The sequence below is a fragment of the Streptomyces sp. BI87 genome (assembly GCF_025957665.1).
GTDB classification, from domain to species: domain Bacteria; phylum Actinomycetota; class Actinomycetes; order Streptomycetales; family Streptomycetaceae; genus Streptomyces; species Streptomyces albidoflavus.
The window spans coordinates 995001-1008833 of record NZ_CP110079.1 but is presented as its reverse complement, the minus strand read 5'-3'; the positions used below and the strand labels follow the sequence as shown (position 1 = coordinate 1008833).

The 13833-nt window shown below is 74.1% G+C and carries 13 protein-coding genes and 1 pseudogene (1 of these 14 cut by a window edge); 7 read left to right on the top strand and 7 right to left on the bottom strand.

Features of this window, described 5'->3' with window-relative positions:
• Positions 1-3 precede the first annotated feature (3 nt).
• A complete protein-coding gene (hemQ, locus tag OIM89_RS04305) occupies positions 4-720 on the top strand; it encodes a hydrogen peroxide-dependent heme synthase (protein ID WP_003951588.1) in 717 nt (238 codons plus the stop codon).
• Positions 721-733: 13 nt separating this feature from the next.
• Here hemQ and OIM89_RS04300 read toward each other — a convergent pair whose 3' ends face one another.
• The 6 genes from OIM89_RS04300 to OIM89_RS04275 all read right to left on the bottom strand — a co-directional run bounded on the left by OIM89_RS04300 (position 734) and on the right by OIM89_RS04275 (position 7628).
• Positions 734-2374, bottom strand: coding sequence for an alpha/beta hydrolase (locus tag OIM89_RS04300; protein ID WP_264491011.1), 1641 nt, complete (start codon positions 2372-2374; stop codon positions 734-736).
• 123 nt (positions 2375-2497) lie between these two features.
• On the bottom strand, positions 2498-3826 hold the full coding sequence (locus OIM89_RS04295) for a DUF692 domain-containing protein (RefSeq protein ID WP_264491010.1): 1329 nt from the start codon (positions 3824-3826) through the stop codon (positions 2498-2500).
• A 112-nt stretch (positions 3827-3938) separates the two neighbouring features.
• The gene (locus OIM89_RS04290; protein ID WP_030699549.1) at positions 3939-4652 is read right to left on the bottom strand and encodes a peptidyl-tRNA hydrolase; all 714 of its coding nucleotides are present in this window, start codon (positions 4650-4652) and stop codon (positions 3939-3941) included.
• A 31-nt stretch (positions 4653-4683) separates the two neighbouring features.
• Complete coding sequence (locus OIM89_RS04285; protein WP_226965578.1) at positions 4684-5553, bottom strand: polysaccharide deacetylase family protein; 870 nt, start codon at positions 5551-5553, stop codon at positions 4684-4686.
• Positions 5554-5720: 167 nt separating this feature from the next.
• Positions 5721-7085, bottom strand: a complete 1365-nt coding sequence (locus OIM89_RS04280; protein ID WP_030699547.1) for a PhoX family protein — start codon at positions 7083-7085, stop codon at positions 5721-5723.
• Positions 7086-7250: 165 nt separating this feature from the next.
• Positions 7251-7628 carry a hypothetical protein gene (locus OIM89_RS04275; protein WP_030699546.1) on the bottom strand — a complete coding sequence of 126 codons (378 nt, stop codon included), beginning with the start codon at positions 7626-7628 and terminating at the stop codon, positions 7251-7253.
• Between the two features lie 182 nt (positions 7629-7810).
• On the opposite strand from OIM89_RS04275, the pseudogene OIM89_RS04270 reads away from it, so the two are divergent.
• Positions 7811-8652: pseudogene (locus OIM89_RS04270) on the top strand (sigma factor-like helix-turn-helix DNA-binding protein).
• 30 nt (positions 8653-8682) lie between these two features.
• Positions 8683-9444 (top strand): isocitrate lyase/PEP mutase family protein, encoded by a 762-nt coding sequence (locus OIM89_RS04265; protein ID WP_264491009.1) that lies wholly within the window; start codon positions 8683-8685, stop codon positions 9442-9444.
• Positions 9445-9473: 29 nt separating this feature from the next.
• On the opposite strand, the gene zapE is transcribed toward OIM89_RS04265, so the two are convergent.
• The gene (gene zapE, locus OIM89_RS04260; RefSeq protein WP_030699543.1) at positions 9474-10592 is read right to left on the bottom strand and encodes a cell division protein ZapE; all 1119 of its coding nucleotides are present in this window, start codon (positions 10590-10592) and stop codon (positions 9474-9476) included.
• A gap of 85 nt (positions 10593-10677) precedes the next feature.
• On the opposite strand from zapE, the gene OIM89_RS04255 reads away from it, so the two are divergent.
• From OIM89_RS04255 to msrB, 4 genes are all read left to right on the top strand, one after another.
• A complete protein-coding gene (locus OIM89_RS04255; RefSeq protein WP_030699542.1) occupies positions 10678-11460 on the top strand; it encodes a pyrimidine reductase family protein in 783 nt (260 codons plus the stop codon).
• 120 nt (positions 11461-11580) lie between these two features.
• Positions 11581-12138, top strand: a complete 558-nt coding sequence (locus tag OIM89_RS04250; protein ID WP_047471090.1) for a hypothetical protein — start codon at positions 11581-11583, stop codon at positions 12136-12138.
• A gap of 110 nt (positions 12139-12248) precedes the next feature.
• Positions 12249-13652, top strand: coding sequence for a UDP-N-acetylmuramate--L-alanine ligase (murC, locus tag OIM89_RS04245; protein ID WP_030699540.1), 1404 nt, complete (start codon positions 12249-12251; stop codon positions 13650-13652).
• Between the two features lie 13 nt (positions 13653-13665).
• Positions 13666-13833: the 5' portion of a peptide-methionine (R)-S-oxide reductase MsrB gene (gene msrB / locus OIM89_RS04240; protein ID WP_030699539.1), read on the top strand. The gene runs 240 nt beyond the window's last position; only the first 168 of its 408 coding nucleotides appear in the window; it begins with the start codon at positions 13666-13668; the stop codon falls past the right edge of the window.

Sequence of the window (13833 nt, the reverse complement as noted above, 5' to 3'; positions counted from 1 at the left end):
CCCATGAGTGCTGCTCCCGAGAAGATCCCCAACGCGGGCAAGAAGGCCAAGGACCTCAACGAGGTCATCCGCTACACCCTGTGGTCCGTCTTCAAGCTCCGCGACGTGCTCCCCGAGGACCGGTCCGGCTACGCCGACGAGGTCCAGGACCTGTTCGACAAGCTCGCCGCCAAGGACGTCACCGTCCGCGGCACCTACGACGTCTCCGGTCTGCGCGCCGACGCCGACGTGATGATCTGGTGGCACGCCGAGACCGCCGACGCCCTCCAGGAGGCGTACAACCTCTTCCGCCGCACCCGCCTCGGGCGCGCGCTGGAGCCGGTCTGGTCGAACATGGCGCTGCACCGCCCCGCCGAGTTCAACAAGTCGCACATCCCGGCGTTCCTCGCCGACGAGACCCCCCGCGACTACATCAGCGTCTACCCCTTCGTCCGCTCCTACGAGTGGTACCTCCTCCCCGACGAGGAGCGCCGGGCGATGCTCGCCGACCACGGCAAGATGGCGCGCGGCTACCCGGACGTCCGCGCCAACACGGTCGCCTCGTTCTCCCTCGGCGACTACGAGTGGATTCTCGCCTTCGAGGCCGACGAGCTGTACCGCATCGTCGACCTCATGCGCCACCTGCGCGCCTCCGAGGCCCGCCGCCACGTCCGCGAGGAGGTGCCCTTCTACACCGGGCGCCGCAAGTCCGTCGCCGACCTGGTCGCCCAGCTCGCCTGAGCGCCGCACCGCCTCACCGGGCCGCCGGGGTCCACCCGGCGGCCCGGGGGCGCGCCGGTCCGCTCCCGCCCGCCCGTGTCCCGGCCTCCTGCGCCTCCGGCTCGGGGGCCGGGCGGGCCGCGCAGTCGGTGGAGCGCGCGGGGACCTTCCCGTCGATCAGGTACGCCTCCACGTGCCGGTTGACGCAGGCGTTCGGCCCGCCCGCCAGCCCGTGCGTGCCCGCGCCCCGCTCGGTCACCAGCGCGGCGTCCGGCAGCCGCCGCCGCAGCTCCAGCGCGCCCGCGTACGGGGTCGCCGCGTCCCGTTCCCCGGCGAGGATCAGCGTCGGCGGCAGCTCACCGGGGGCCACCCGCACGTCCATCGGCGTCTGCCGGGGCTCCTTCCAGTAGGCGCACGGCAGGTTCATCCAGGCGTTCTCCCAGGTCTCGAACGGCGCCGTGCGGGCGAGCCGGGTGTGGTCGCGGTCCCAGGTCTCCCAGCCGGTGGGCCACGGCGCGTCGTTGCACTCCACCGCCGTGTAGACGGCCCGCGCGTTCTCCGCCTCCACCCGGCCCTCCTCCAGCGGGGTCGCCAGATTGACCAGCGGCTGCGGATCACCCTTCAGGTACGCCGCGAGCGCCTCCGCGTGCGAGGGCCAGTAGTCCTCGTAGTACTGGGCCCGCAACATCACCGCCTGGAGCTGCGCCGGGCCGACCGCGCCCCCGGCGGGCTCGGCCGCCAGCTTCTCGCGCGCCCGCCGGTACCCCGCCAGCACCTGGGCCTCGTCGGTACCCATCTCGTAGGCCGCGTCGTGCCGGGCGATCCACCGCCGGAAGTCCGCCCACCGCTTCTCGAACGCCGCCGACTGCGCCATGTTGTTCCGGTACCAGACGCGCGAGGGCGAGGGGTCGACCGCCGAGTCGAAGACCATCCTGCGTACGTGCGAGGGGAAGAGCTTCGCGTACAGCGCCCCGAAGTACGAGCCGTACGAGGCGCCCATGAACGTCAGCTTCCGCTCACCGAGGCCGGCCCGCACCACGTCCAGGTCGCGGGCGTTGTTCAGCGAGTGGATGTGCTTCAGCCGCTTCCCGCCGCGCTCGGCGCACCCCCGCGCGTACGCCTCGGCCTTGGTCCTCCGCTCGGCCTTCTGCTTCTCGGTCGGGTGCTCGGGGGCCTGCCAGCTCCCGTCCGGCTTCTCGCGCGGGTCCCGGCAGGAGAGCGGCGCCGACCGGCCGACCCCGCGCGGGGCGTACCCGACCAGGTCGTAGACGGAGGCCAGCCGCTTCCACTCGGGGAAGATCCCCACCAGCGGGAAGAGCATCCCCGAGGAGCCGGGACCACCCGGGTTGAAGACCAGCGCGCCCTGCCGCTCGCCCTGCGGACCCGCGGCCTCGGCCCGGCTCACCGTCAGGTCGATCTGCTCGCCGTCCGGCCGCGCGTAGTCCAGCGGGACCCGTACCGTGCCGCACTCCAGCGACCGGGGCAGCCCCTCCTCGTCGGGACAGGGCCCGAAGGCGATCGGGGTCCGCGCCGCCCGCTCGGCCGCGAGCGCCACCCCGCGCGCCTCGGGGCCACCGGGCGGAGCCGGAGCACCGGCCGCCGGAGCCTGTGGGGGAGCCGCGAGCGGCGTGAGGAGCAGGGCTCCGACGGCGGTGAGGATGAGCGGTGCTCGCATCGCGTCCCTTTCGTCCGGCCGATGAACGGCACAAGGGATGATTCGCAGGCCGATCGGCAAGGGCAAGCACCGGGCCGCGTGTTGTACGGACCCGCTCGGATCGGCCCAGAACAGCCCGCGGTCTCAGCGTCCCAGCAGCGCGAAGCGCGCCACCCGCGCCCACCGGGCCCATGGCCTGCCCACCAGGGAGGCGCGGCCCGAGCGTTCGATCCACCAGTCGCGCAGCGCGCGCCGGGCCGCCCGCTCGGCCGGCGGTTCCTCCCGCAAGGTGTGCAGCGCGAAGGCGAGCGCGTCCGCGCGGTACCCGCCGGTCAGCGGCCGGGCCGCCGCGTACCGCAGGAAGCGCGGCCGGTACGTGTCGCCGAGGATCTGCTCCAGCTCCGGCGCGAGGGAGGCCACGACGGACCCCCGCTTGGCCGTCAGCATCCGGCTCTGCACCCGCAGCCGCCTCCGGTCGAACCCCTCCGGCGCCGGAGTCCCCGCGACCAGCGCCGACAACAGCGCCGTCTGCCCGAGGGCCAGCCGCGTCCGCGCCGCCTCGTCCGCCACCGGCCCGGCCGCCACCCCAGCCCCCGGCGCGGGTACGGACCCGGGCCGCGCCCCCGCCCCCACCGAAACCCGGTCCCGGCCGGCCGCCGCCACCGTCCGCCGGATCTTCTCGACCTCCGCCTCCAGCTCGGCCGCCGACGGGAACCGCTCGTCCCGCTCCAGCAGCACCCCCGGCGGCCGCACTTGCGAGGCCAGCTCGGCCAGGACCGCCAGCACCGGCTCCGGCACCGGGTGGGCGTGGCTGTCGTGCCACACCCCGTCCCGCTCGAACCCGCCCGCCACGTGGACGTAGGCCAGCGCCTCCAGCGGCAGCGCGTCGAGGGCGGCGGCGGGGTCCTCGCCCTGGTTGACGTGGTTGGTGTGCAGGTTGGCGACGTCGATCAGCAGCCGTACCCCGGTCCGGTCGGCCAGCTCGTAGAGGAACTGCCCCTCCGTCAGCTCCTCGCCCGGCCAGGAGAGGAGCGCCGCGATGTTCTCCACGGCGAGCGGCACGGGCAGCTGGTCCTGGGCGATCCGCACGTTCTCGCAGAGGACCGCGAGCCCTTCCCGCGTCCGGGGGACCGGCAGCAGGTGCCCGGCCTCCAGCCCGCGAGACGCGGTCCGCTCCCCGCCCGCCCGGACGAACGCGATGTGCTCGGTGACCAGTGGCGACCCCAGCGCCTCGGCCCGCTCGGCCAGCGCCGCCAGCCGTACCGGATCGGGCCGCTCCGCGCCGCCCAGTCCCAGCCCCACCCCGTGCGGCACCACGGCCACCCCACGCTCCCGTAGCCTCCGCAGGGAGTCGGGAAGGTGACCGGGACAGACGTTCTCCGCCACCACCTCCACCCACTCGATCCCCGCCATCGCCTCGACGGCCTCCGCGATCGCGGGCCGCCAGCCGATCCCCGTACCCAGCCGTTCCATACCGCCACCCCCTCCAGGAACCCCCCGGCCCCTGCGGCCACCCTGCCCGCCACCGTCCACCCCGGAACCGTCACCCGCCCTCTTCAGAGCAGGATCTGAGCTTCGCCGCCCCTCACCCCACCAACGCGGGATGCTCCGCCACCACCGTGTACGACCCGGGCTCGATCTCCGTGAACCCCGCGTCCCGCACCACCGGCAGCCCGCTCTCCACCAGTTCCTTCCAGCGCCCGGCGTCGGCGGTCCGCACCGCCAGCGGGAAACCCCGTTCGCGCCAGGCGTTCCGTTCCGCCCCCGACAGCTGCCACCAGGCCAGCTGCGCGCCGTGCCCTGCCTGGGCCATCGCCTTCCCCGCCGACATGCGCACGTCCGGGTTGAGCCAGAGCACCGGGACGCCGGGCGCGGGCTCGCCCGGCTCCTCGGGGTCTTCCAGCTCGGTGCCGGAGACCTGGAGCCTGGCCAGTTCCTTCGGCCAGCCGTCCAGGGATACCGGCGGGTAGACCCGCACCTCGGCGCCGCCGTCGTCCACCGTGATCCCCGGCAGGGCGGCGGCCTTGCGCCACTCGCCGCCGCGGGCCCGCCGTACCACTTTGCGGATGCGTGCGTCCTGCCAGTCCCGTACCGCCTCCGCCCATGCGCCGTCCCCCTCGGAGCGGGGGTCGCTGAGCAGCGTCAGGACGGCCCGGGCGGCCGTCTGGAGCGCGTCGGTGAGGGCGGGCGGCTCGGCACGCTCCAGCCGGACGACGAGCGGCAGCACGAACTGCGGTGCCTCGTCGCGGGCGGCGCTTTCGTCACGGAAGGGGCTGTCGGAAAGAGGTTCGCTGGTCACGGAGCCAGTCTGCCAAAGGGGCAGACCTTGCTCACCCCTTTCGCGAGGCCGCCCCGATCAGCTCGGACACCTTGACGAAGCGGTATCCCCGCTCGCGCAGGGCGGGCACGATGCGGCGCAGCGCGCGCTCGGTGGTGGGGGCGGCGCTGCGGGTGCAGTGCATGACCACGACCGAGCCGGGGCGGACCCCGTCCAGCACCTGCTGCGCCACCGCGTCGGCGTCGCTGGCGAATGCGTCCCCGCTCACCACGTCCCACTGCACGGCCGTCACTCCGGCCGCCGAGACCTCCCGCAGCGCCGCGTCGTCGTAACACCCGCCGGGGAAGCGGAAGTACGGCATCGCCTTCTTCACCCCGGCCGTGCGGAACGCGGTGTACGCCCGTTCCACGTCGGCCCGCATCTCGCTCTCGGCGACGCGCGGCAGGCCGTAGCAGTCGCCGGTGAAGGCGTGGTGGCTGTAGGAGTGGTTGGCGATCTCGAAGAGCGGGTCGGCGCCGATGGCCCGCGCCTGGTCCGGGTACTCCTCGGCCCACCGCCCGGTCATGAAGACGGTGGCGGGCACCTTCAGGCGGCGCAGCGAGGCGATCAGCTCCGGGTGGTCGAAGCGCTCGCCGCCGGCCGCGCGCTCGCCCTGGTCGGCCGTCATGTCGGCGTCGAAGGTGAGCGCGACGGTCCTGTCCTCGTTCCGGGGCCCGTTGGCGAAGACGGGGGCGAGTCCGCCGGGGCCGGGCGCCAGTGTGGGCGGCGCCGGCGGGGCGGCGGGGGAGGCGGAGTGCGAGGCGCGGGGCCCCGGCGCCGTGTCGTGGGGGCCCGGGGAGGACTGCCCGCACCCGGCCACCGCGCCCAGCGCCATCAGGGCGCCCAGCGCCGTACCGGTCCGGAGCTTCGCCTTGCGCACCATGCTGATCACGCCGTGACCCTAGGATGCGAAAAGCTGAATATCGGGCAAAACGCCGCCCGGGAGCTGCGGCCTCACCCGTCTCGCCCCGTCGCCCCCCGCCGTACGGGGCCTTACCGGGCCCGCGGGGTGGGGGCGGGACCGACAACCCGCCCCCGCCCCCGGTCACCTCACCGGTGCCAGGGCCCCGTCACCGCGAAGGTCGTCCCCGGCGTGTAGCAGTTGACGAACATCGTGTCGTAGTCCGGGGAGAAGCAGACGCCCGCGAACTCGCCCCACTCCGGCTCCTCGGGGGTGCCGATGTTCTGGCGGCCCCGCGCCATCGGGTAGACCTCGCCGCGGGTGGTCACGCCGTAGACGTGCTGGGCGCCCTCGCCGTCCTCGGCGACCATGAGGCCGCCGCTCGGGGCGAGGCAGATGTTGTCCGGCTCCTCGCCCGGGAGCTGCACGTCGGTGTCGGGGCCGAAGACGATGACCAGGGTGAGGCGCCGCCGGTCCGGGTCGTAGCGCCAGATCTGCCCGTAGTGGTCGGCGGCCGAGCCCTCGCTGCTCCGGGCGAAGCTGGAGACGAAGTAGACCGAGCGGCCGCCCCAGTAGCAGCCCTCCAGTTTCTGGGCGTGGGTGATGCCCTTCGGGCCGAAGTCCTGGAAGCGGATCGGCGTCTCCTCGGCGAGCGGGTCGGGCACGTCCACCCACTCCACCCGGTCGAACGAGGCGCCCGTCTCCTGGATCGCCGAGAGGTCGGGCACCCCGGGCACCCGCATCGCCTGGAGCGCGCCCCCTGCCCGCAGCGAGCCGAGGCCGCCGCGCGGCTTCTCGGGCAGGAAGCGGTAGAAGAGCCCGAACGGCCGCTCGAAGGCGTCCTCGGTCTCGTAGACGATCCCGTGGCGCGGGTCGATCGCGATGGCCTCGTGCTGGAAGCGGCCCATCGCCTTCAGGGGCACCGCGCCGGTCCTGTGCGGGTCGACCGGGTCGACCTCGAAGATGAAGCCGTGGTCCTTGGTGTAGCCGTTGGTCCCGGCCTTGTCCTCGGTCTCCTCGCAGGTCAGCCAGGTGCCCCAGGGGGTCGGCCCGCCGGCGCAGTTGGTCGAGGTCCCGGCGATGGCGACCCGCTCGCCGAGGACGCGGTGCGCGGGGTCGAGGGTGAGCGCGGTACAGCCGCCCATCCCCTCCGGGTCGTACGTCAGCCCGCGTACGGGCGGGACGCGGATCGGGGCGGTGGGCCGGTTCTCGTGGTTGCGGACGAGGTGGACCTGGCCCCGGCGTCCACCGAAGGCGGCCATCCCGTCGTGGTTGCTCGGCACCTGGCCCTCGCCGGAGAGCATCCGGTCGCCCTCCCGGGACAACACCCGGTAGCGGAAACCTTTCGGCAGGTCCAGCAGACCCTTCGGGTCGGGCACCAGCGGACCGTACCCGGCCTTCCCCATCCCCTTTGCGGCGGCCGTGCCCGCGAAGAGTTCGGAGAGACTGCCGGTGAAGGCGATACCGGCGACGGCACCGGTACGGGCGAGGACTTGACGGCGTGTCGCGGACATGGGCAACTCCCTGCTGCGGCTCTGCGGACAGGAATGTGACCCGCACGTGTGTACCACGCACCCAGCCCCACCGGAACCAGGCGTGGCCCTGGACACGGCCGTCACAGCCCACCTGGCCTGCCGGGAACGGCCCTGACACCGGGTACGGCCGAACGGCCCCGGCCCTCACCGCCGGGCCAGCGCCAGCAGGCTCGCCCCGAACATCAGCACCCCCAGCGGCACATGGAGCGAGGGCAGGTGCGCGATCCCCGACACCACCTGGAGGGAGGCCAGCACGAGGAAGCCGGAGGCGTACCCGACCGCCTTCGGCGAGCCGCCGCCCGGCTTCCAGGCGAGTACCGCCGCGAGCAGGCACAGCATCGACGCCCCGTACATCACCCGCGCCCCGACGCTGTGCAGGATCTCTCCGTACTCCGTGCTGAGCAGCAGCCCCGCCGAGACCGCCTGGAGGAAGATCGTCAGGGTCTGGAGGGCGAGCGCGATCCGCAGGAACGAGAAGCGGGCCTGAACGGCCGTACGGGGTGTCGCCTGAGTCGTCGTCATGCCGGGTCCCTCTCTTCCGCGCCCGAGGGCAGCGGCCGATGTCGAATAAGGTCTCACCAGCCCGACGACACGGGCCTCGTAGAGGTAAGGCGAGGGGGCGGGGCGTGAGCGGGCGGACGACTGAGGCGGGGGCCGCCGAGGCCAGCGGCGAACGGCGTCAACTGCTCAACGTGGCCTACCGGTTGCTCGGTTCACTCGCCGAGGCCGAGGACGCCGTCCAGGAGGCGTACGCCCGCTGGTACGCGCTGCCGGACCCGCGCCGGGACGAGATGGCCAGCCCCGGCGCCTGGCTCACCACGGTGACCGGCCGTGTCTGCCTCGACGTGCTCGGCTCGGCCCGCGCCCGCCGCGAACGCTACGTCGGCGCGTGGATGCCGGACCCGCTCCCCGGCCATCCCGGCCGGCCGCACGGCACGAGCGGCGACCCCGCCGACCAGCTGGTCCTGGACGAGTCCGTCACCATGGCCTTCCTCGTCGTGCTGGAGACGATGACTCCGCCGAACGCGTCGCCTTCGTCCTCCACGACGTCTTCCGCTACCCCTTCGCCGAGATCGCCGGTGTCCTCGACCGGACCCCCGCCGCCTGCAAGCAGCTCGCCGCCTCCGCCCGGCGCCGGGTACGGGACGGCGCCCCCGCACCGGCCGGCGGACAGTCCGGGACCGTGCGGCGCGTCAAGGAGGCGTGGGAGGCCAAGGACATCGCGGCCCTCGTCGACCTCCTCGACCCGTCCGCCGTGATGACCGCCGACGGCGGCGGCCTGGCCGGCGCCGCCCTGCGCCCCGTGGAGGGCGGCCCCCAGATCGCCCGGTACATGGCCGGCATCGCGGACCGGGCCCCCGGCCTCGAACTCCTGGAACACCCGGTCAACGGCACCCCGGGCCTGGTCGCCCGCCGCGCGGGGACCGTCCTGACCGTGGCCGCCTTCGACCTCGCCGCCGACGGCCGGGTCGCCCGCATCCGGGTGGTCCGCAACCCGGAGAAACTGCGGGTCTGGGCGGGGGACGACGCGCCGTCACCCCGTTGATCGCGGCGATCCGGGGGTAGCTTCCCCGTCATGGACTTCCGAACCACCGTCGAGCGCGCTCAGCGCCTCCAGCAGTTGCACGCCGACCACCAGCCGCTCGTGCTGCCGACCGTCTGGGACGTCTGGTCCGCGCGGACGGCGGCCGACGCCGGGTTCCCCGCGCTGACCGTCGGCAGCCACCCCCTCGCCGACTCCCGGGGCGCCTCCGACCAGGAGGGCCAGAGCTTCGAGGAGGTGCTCGCCGCCGTCCGGCCGATCATCGCCGCCGTCGACGTCCCGGTCTCCGTCGACCTGGAGTCCGGATACGGCCAGGACCCCGCCGACCTCGTCGCCGGCCTCACCGAGGCGGGCGGCGTCGGCCTCAACGTCGAGGACACCGTCCACTCGGAGGGCGGCCGCGTCCGCACCACCGAGGAGCACGCCCGCTACATCGCGGGCCTGCGCGACGCCGCCGACGCCGCGGGCGTCCCGGTCTGGGTCAACGGCCGCACCGACCTCTTCCTGCACGCCGAGAACGCCGCGGCCGTCCTCGACGAGGCGGTCGCACGCCTGCGCGCCATGGAGGAGGCGGGCGCCGACAGCGTCTACCCGGTGCGCGTCCAGGACGACGACGAGCTGCTCCAGGCGGTCGTCGCCGCCGTCACCGTGCCCGTCAACTCCACCGCCCACCCCGTCAAGCACGACCTGGACCGCTTCCGCCGCCTCGGCGTCGGCCGCATCACCTACGGCCCGCTCCTTCAGATGGCGGCGACCGAGGCCATGAAGGACATGCTCCGGCCCTGGGCCCCCTGACCGGACGCCCGGCCGGCCACGCCTCCCGGCTACGCCGCGCCGGGCTCGACCAGTCCCTTACCGTCCCGTGCCAGCGCCGTGAGCCGGGATATCGCCCGGAAGTACTTCTTCCGGTAGCCGCCGTTCAGCATCTCCTCGCTGAACAGCTGGTCGAACGGCACGCCCGAGGTCAGCACGGGCACCTCACGGTCGTACAGCCGGTCCGCCAGAACCACCAGGCGCAGGGCCGTCGACTGGTCGGGCACCGGGCGTACGCCGGTGAGGCAGACGGCGCGCAGGTCGTCGGTGAGCGCCCCGTACCGGCTGGGGTGGACCCGCGACAGGTGGTCGAGCAGCTGCCCGAACCCGTCCAGGCTCGCCCCCGGCGTCGCGTACGCCGCCCGGGTCACCTGCTCCTCGCTGTACGGCTCGGGCGCGGCGGGCAGGCCGCGGTGGCGGTAGTCCTCGCCGTCGATCCTCAGCGGGCGGAAGTGCGCCGAGAGGCCCTGGATCTCGCGGAGGAAGTCCGCGGCCGCGAACCGGCCCTCGCCGAGCTTGCCCGGCAGGGTGTTCGAGGTGGCGGCCAGGGCCACGCCGGCCTCGACCAGCTTGGCCAGCAGCGAGGAGACCAGCACGGTGTCGCCCGGGTCGTCCAGTTCGAACTCGTCGATGCAGAGCAGCCGGTGGCCGCTGAGGGTGCGTACCGTCTCCTGGAAACCGAGCGCGCCCACCAGGTTGGTCAGCTCCACGAAGGTGCCGAACGCCTTGTGCTCCGGCGCCGCCGGAGTGGCGTGCCAGAGCGAGGCGAGCAGGTGGGTCTTGCCGACGCCGTAGCCGCCGTCCAGGTAGACCCCGCGCGGCCCGGCGGGCGCCGCCGCCGGCTTGCGCGCGAACCAGCGGCGCCTGCCCGCCCCGGTCGCGCTCGCCCCGCCGAGCCCGGTCGCGAACCCCTCCAGCACGGTGACCGCCTCCGCCTGACTCGGCTGGTTCGGGTCCGGGATGTACGTGGAGAAGCGCACCTGGTCGAAGCGGGGCGGCGGCACCATCTCGGCCACCAGCCGTTCGGCGGGCACCTGCGGCTCACGGGCGCACAGGGAGAGCGGTGCGGACTCGTCGGCGCGCCGCGCGGACGAGGAGGCCGATGACGGGGGAGTGGAGGAGGACGACACAACTCACCAGCTTAGAGGGGCACAGGGAACGCCCCCCTCCCCGGGCGCCCGCCACCCGCCGCACGGCCGTGCGAAACTGCACGTCATGCGACGCCTGCTCCCCGTGACCGACGACGTGGCCGACCGCGAGTGGACCCTGGCGGAACTCGCCGACGCCTACGCCTACCCCGAGACCGACGGCCCCTGGCTGCGCGCGAACATGGTCAGCACCCTCGACGGCGCGGCCCAGCACGAGGGCCGCTCCCAGCCCATCTCCGGCAGCGCCGACATGCGGATCTTCGGCACCCTGCGCGGCCTGGCCGACGCCGTGGTCGTCGGCGCCGAGACGGTACGCCAGGAGGGGTACCGCCCCGCCCGGGCCCGCGAGGCCTTCGCCCGCCGCCGCGCGGCCGCCGGGCAGGCCCCCGCCCCCGCCGTCGCCGTGGTCAGCGCGAGCCTCGCACTCGATTTCGACCTGCCCCTCTTCAGCGCCCCGCTCACCCCCACCCTGGTCCTCACCGGAGCCGCCGCACCGGCCGACCGGGTACGCGCCGCCGAGGCCGCCGGCGTCCACGTGCTGATCGCCGGGACCGGCGCCGCCGTCGATCCCGCGCGTGCCGTCGCCGCGCTCGCCGAACACGGCCTGACCAGGCTTCTCACCGAGGGCGGCCCCCGGCTGCTGGGCCAGTTCGTGGCCGCCGGAGTCCTGGACGAGCTGTGTCTGACCGTCTCCCCGATGCTCACCGCCGGGGACGCCCAGCGCATCGCCTGCGGACCCTCCGTGGCCCTGCCGAAACGTTTCTCGCCCGCCTCGGTCCTGGAGGAGGCCGGGTTCCTCTTCACCCGCTACCGTCGGACTGACATCAGCGGAATGACCCGTTCCGCTTAGCGTTCCGTGGGAAGACTAGGGACACCGCGTCCCGTGTGATCACGGGGCAGGATGGTTTCCGCACGGGCCCCTCGGGGCCCGCGATCCGAAAGGGCGCCTGACGTGTTCACGAGCGTTTTGATGATCGAGCAGCCGCTGTCGGCACCCGACGTGGAGTTCGTCACCACGCTCCACGGGGACGAGCCCGTCTCCTTCGTCCTCCTCATGCAGCCCCGCGGCGACCAGGACCGCCTGCTGCGCGCCGTCGACGACGTCGCCCTCGGCGAGCTGGGCGAGGCCGTCCGCGAGGTCGAGGAGCCCGAGGGCGAGGTCGACGGCACCCCCGCCGCCCGCGCGCTGGACCACTCCCTGCGCGCCCTGCGCGCCGCCGGCAGCGAGGCTGTCGGCCGCCTCGTAGAGGACGAACCCCTCGACGCCCTCACCGCCCTGGTCGCCGAGACCGGCGCCGACGAGGTCATCGTGCTGACAGAGCCCCACTACGTGGAGGAGTTCTTCCACCGCGACTGGGCCACCCGCGCCCGCCACAAGGTCGGCGTCCCGGTCCTCAGGCTCTACTCGCACGCTCCCGCCGACGGCGACGGCGCCCCCACCCACACCTCCTCGGGTTCCGGCGCCACCGCGGCCGGAGCCGTCAAGGACCGGGACACGGCGACGGACCCGGCCACCCGCGCCGACTGAGCGGCACCCGCTCCGCCACCGCCTCGGGCGGTCCGCCCGGACCCGGCCCACGGCATAGGCTGATCCCGCCCCCGCACGACCCGTGCCCCTCGACCCCGGGAGAACCACAGATGGCATCCGGCCTTCCCCCCGCCATGGACCGACCGCACTTCATCGGCATCGGCGGCGCCGGAATGTCGGGGATCGCCAAGATCCTCGCCCAGCGCGGCGCCCGCGTCGCCGGCAGCGACGCCAAGGACTCCGCGACCGCCGAGGCACTGCGCGCCCTCGGCGCCACCGTCCACCTCGGCCACGCCGCCGGCCACCTCGCGGACGACACCACCGCCGTCGTCGTCTCCTCCGCGATCCGCCCGGACAACCCGGAGCTGATCCGCGCCGCCGAACTCGGCATCCCCGTCGTGCACCGCTCGGACGCGCTGGCCGCGCTGATGGACGGCACCCGCCCCATCGCCGTCGCCGGCACCCACGGCAAGACCACCACCACCTCGATGCTGGCCGTCTCCCTGGCCGCACTGGGCCGCGACCCCTCGTACGCCATCGGCGGCGACCTGGACGCCCCGGGCTCCAACGCCCTGCACGGCACCGGCGAGATCTTCGTCGCCGAGGCCGACGAGAGCGACCGCAGCTTCCACAAGTACGCCCCCGAGGTCGCCATCGTCCTCAACGTCGAGCTGGACCACCACGCCAACTACGCCTCGATCGAAGAGATCCACGAATCCTTCGAGTCCTTCGCGGCCCGGATCGTGCCCGGCGGCACCCTCGTCATCTCCGCCGACCACGAGGGCGCCCGCGAACTCACCCGCCGGCTCACCGCCAAGGGCCTCCCGGACGTCACCGTCCGCACCTACGGCGAGGCCGCCGACGCCGACGTGCGCGTCGTGTCGATCGTCCCGCAGGGCCTGCGCAGCGAGGTCACGGTCCGCATCGACGGCGCCGAGCTGACCTTCGGCGTCTCCGTCCCCGGCCGCCACTACGCGCTCAACGCCGTCGCCGCCCTCACCTCTGCCGTCGCCCTCGGCATCCCGGCCGCCGAGATGGCCCCCGCCATCGCCGCCTACACCGGGGTGAAGCGCCGCCTCCAGCTCAAGGGCGAGGCCGCGGGCGTCCAGGTGATCGACTCCTACGCCCACCACCCCAGCGAGATGACGGCCGACCTGGAGGCCATCCGGGGCGCCGTCGCCGCCGACGCCCGCCTCCTGGTCCTCTTCCAGCCGCACCTCTTCAGCCGCACCCAGGAGCTGGGCAAGGAGATGGGCCAGGCCCTCGGCCTCGCCGACGCCTCGGTCGTCCTCGACATCTACCCGGCCCGCGAGGACCCGGTCCCCGGCGTCACCAGCGCCCTGATCATCGACGCCGCCCGCGCCGCCGGCGCCGACGTGACCGCCCTCACCGACCGCTCCGCCGCCCCTTCGGTCCTCGCGGGAATGGCCAAGCCCGGCGACCTTGTTCTCACCATGGGCGCCGGCGACGTGACGGAGCTCGGGCCCGACATCCTCGACCACCTGTCGAAGTGAGGAAGTGACCGACATGGCGTACGACGTCGAGAAGCCGGACGAGCAGTGGCGCGCGGAGCTGACCCCCGCCGAGTACCAGGTACTCCGCCAGGCGGGCACCGAGCCGGCCTTCGTCGGTGAGTACACCGACACGAAGACCGAGGGCGTGTACTCCTGCCGGGCCTGCGGCGCGGAGATCTTC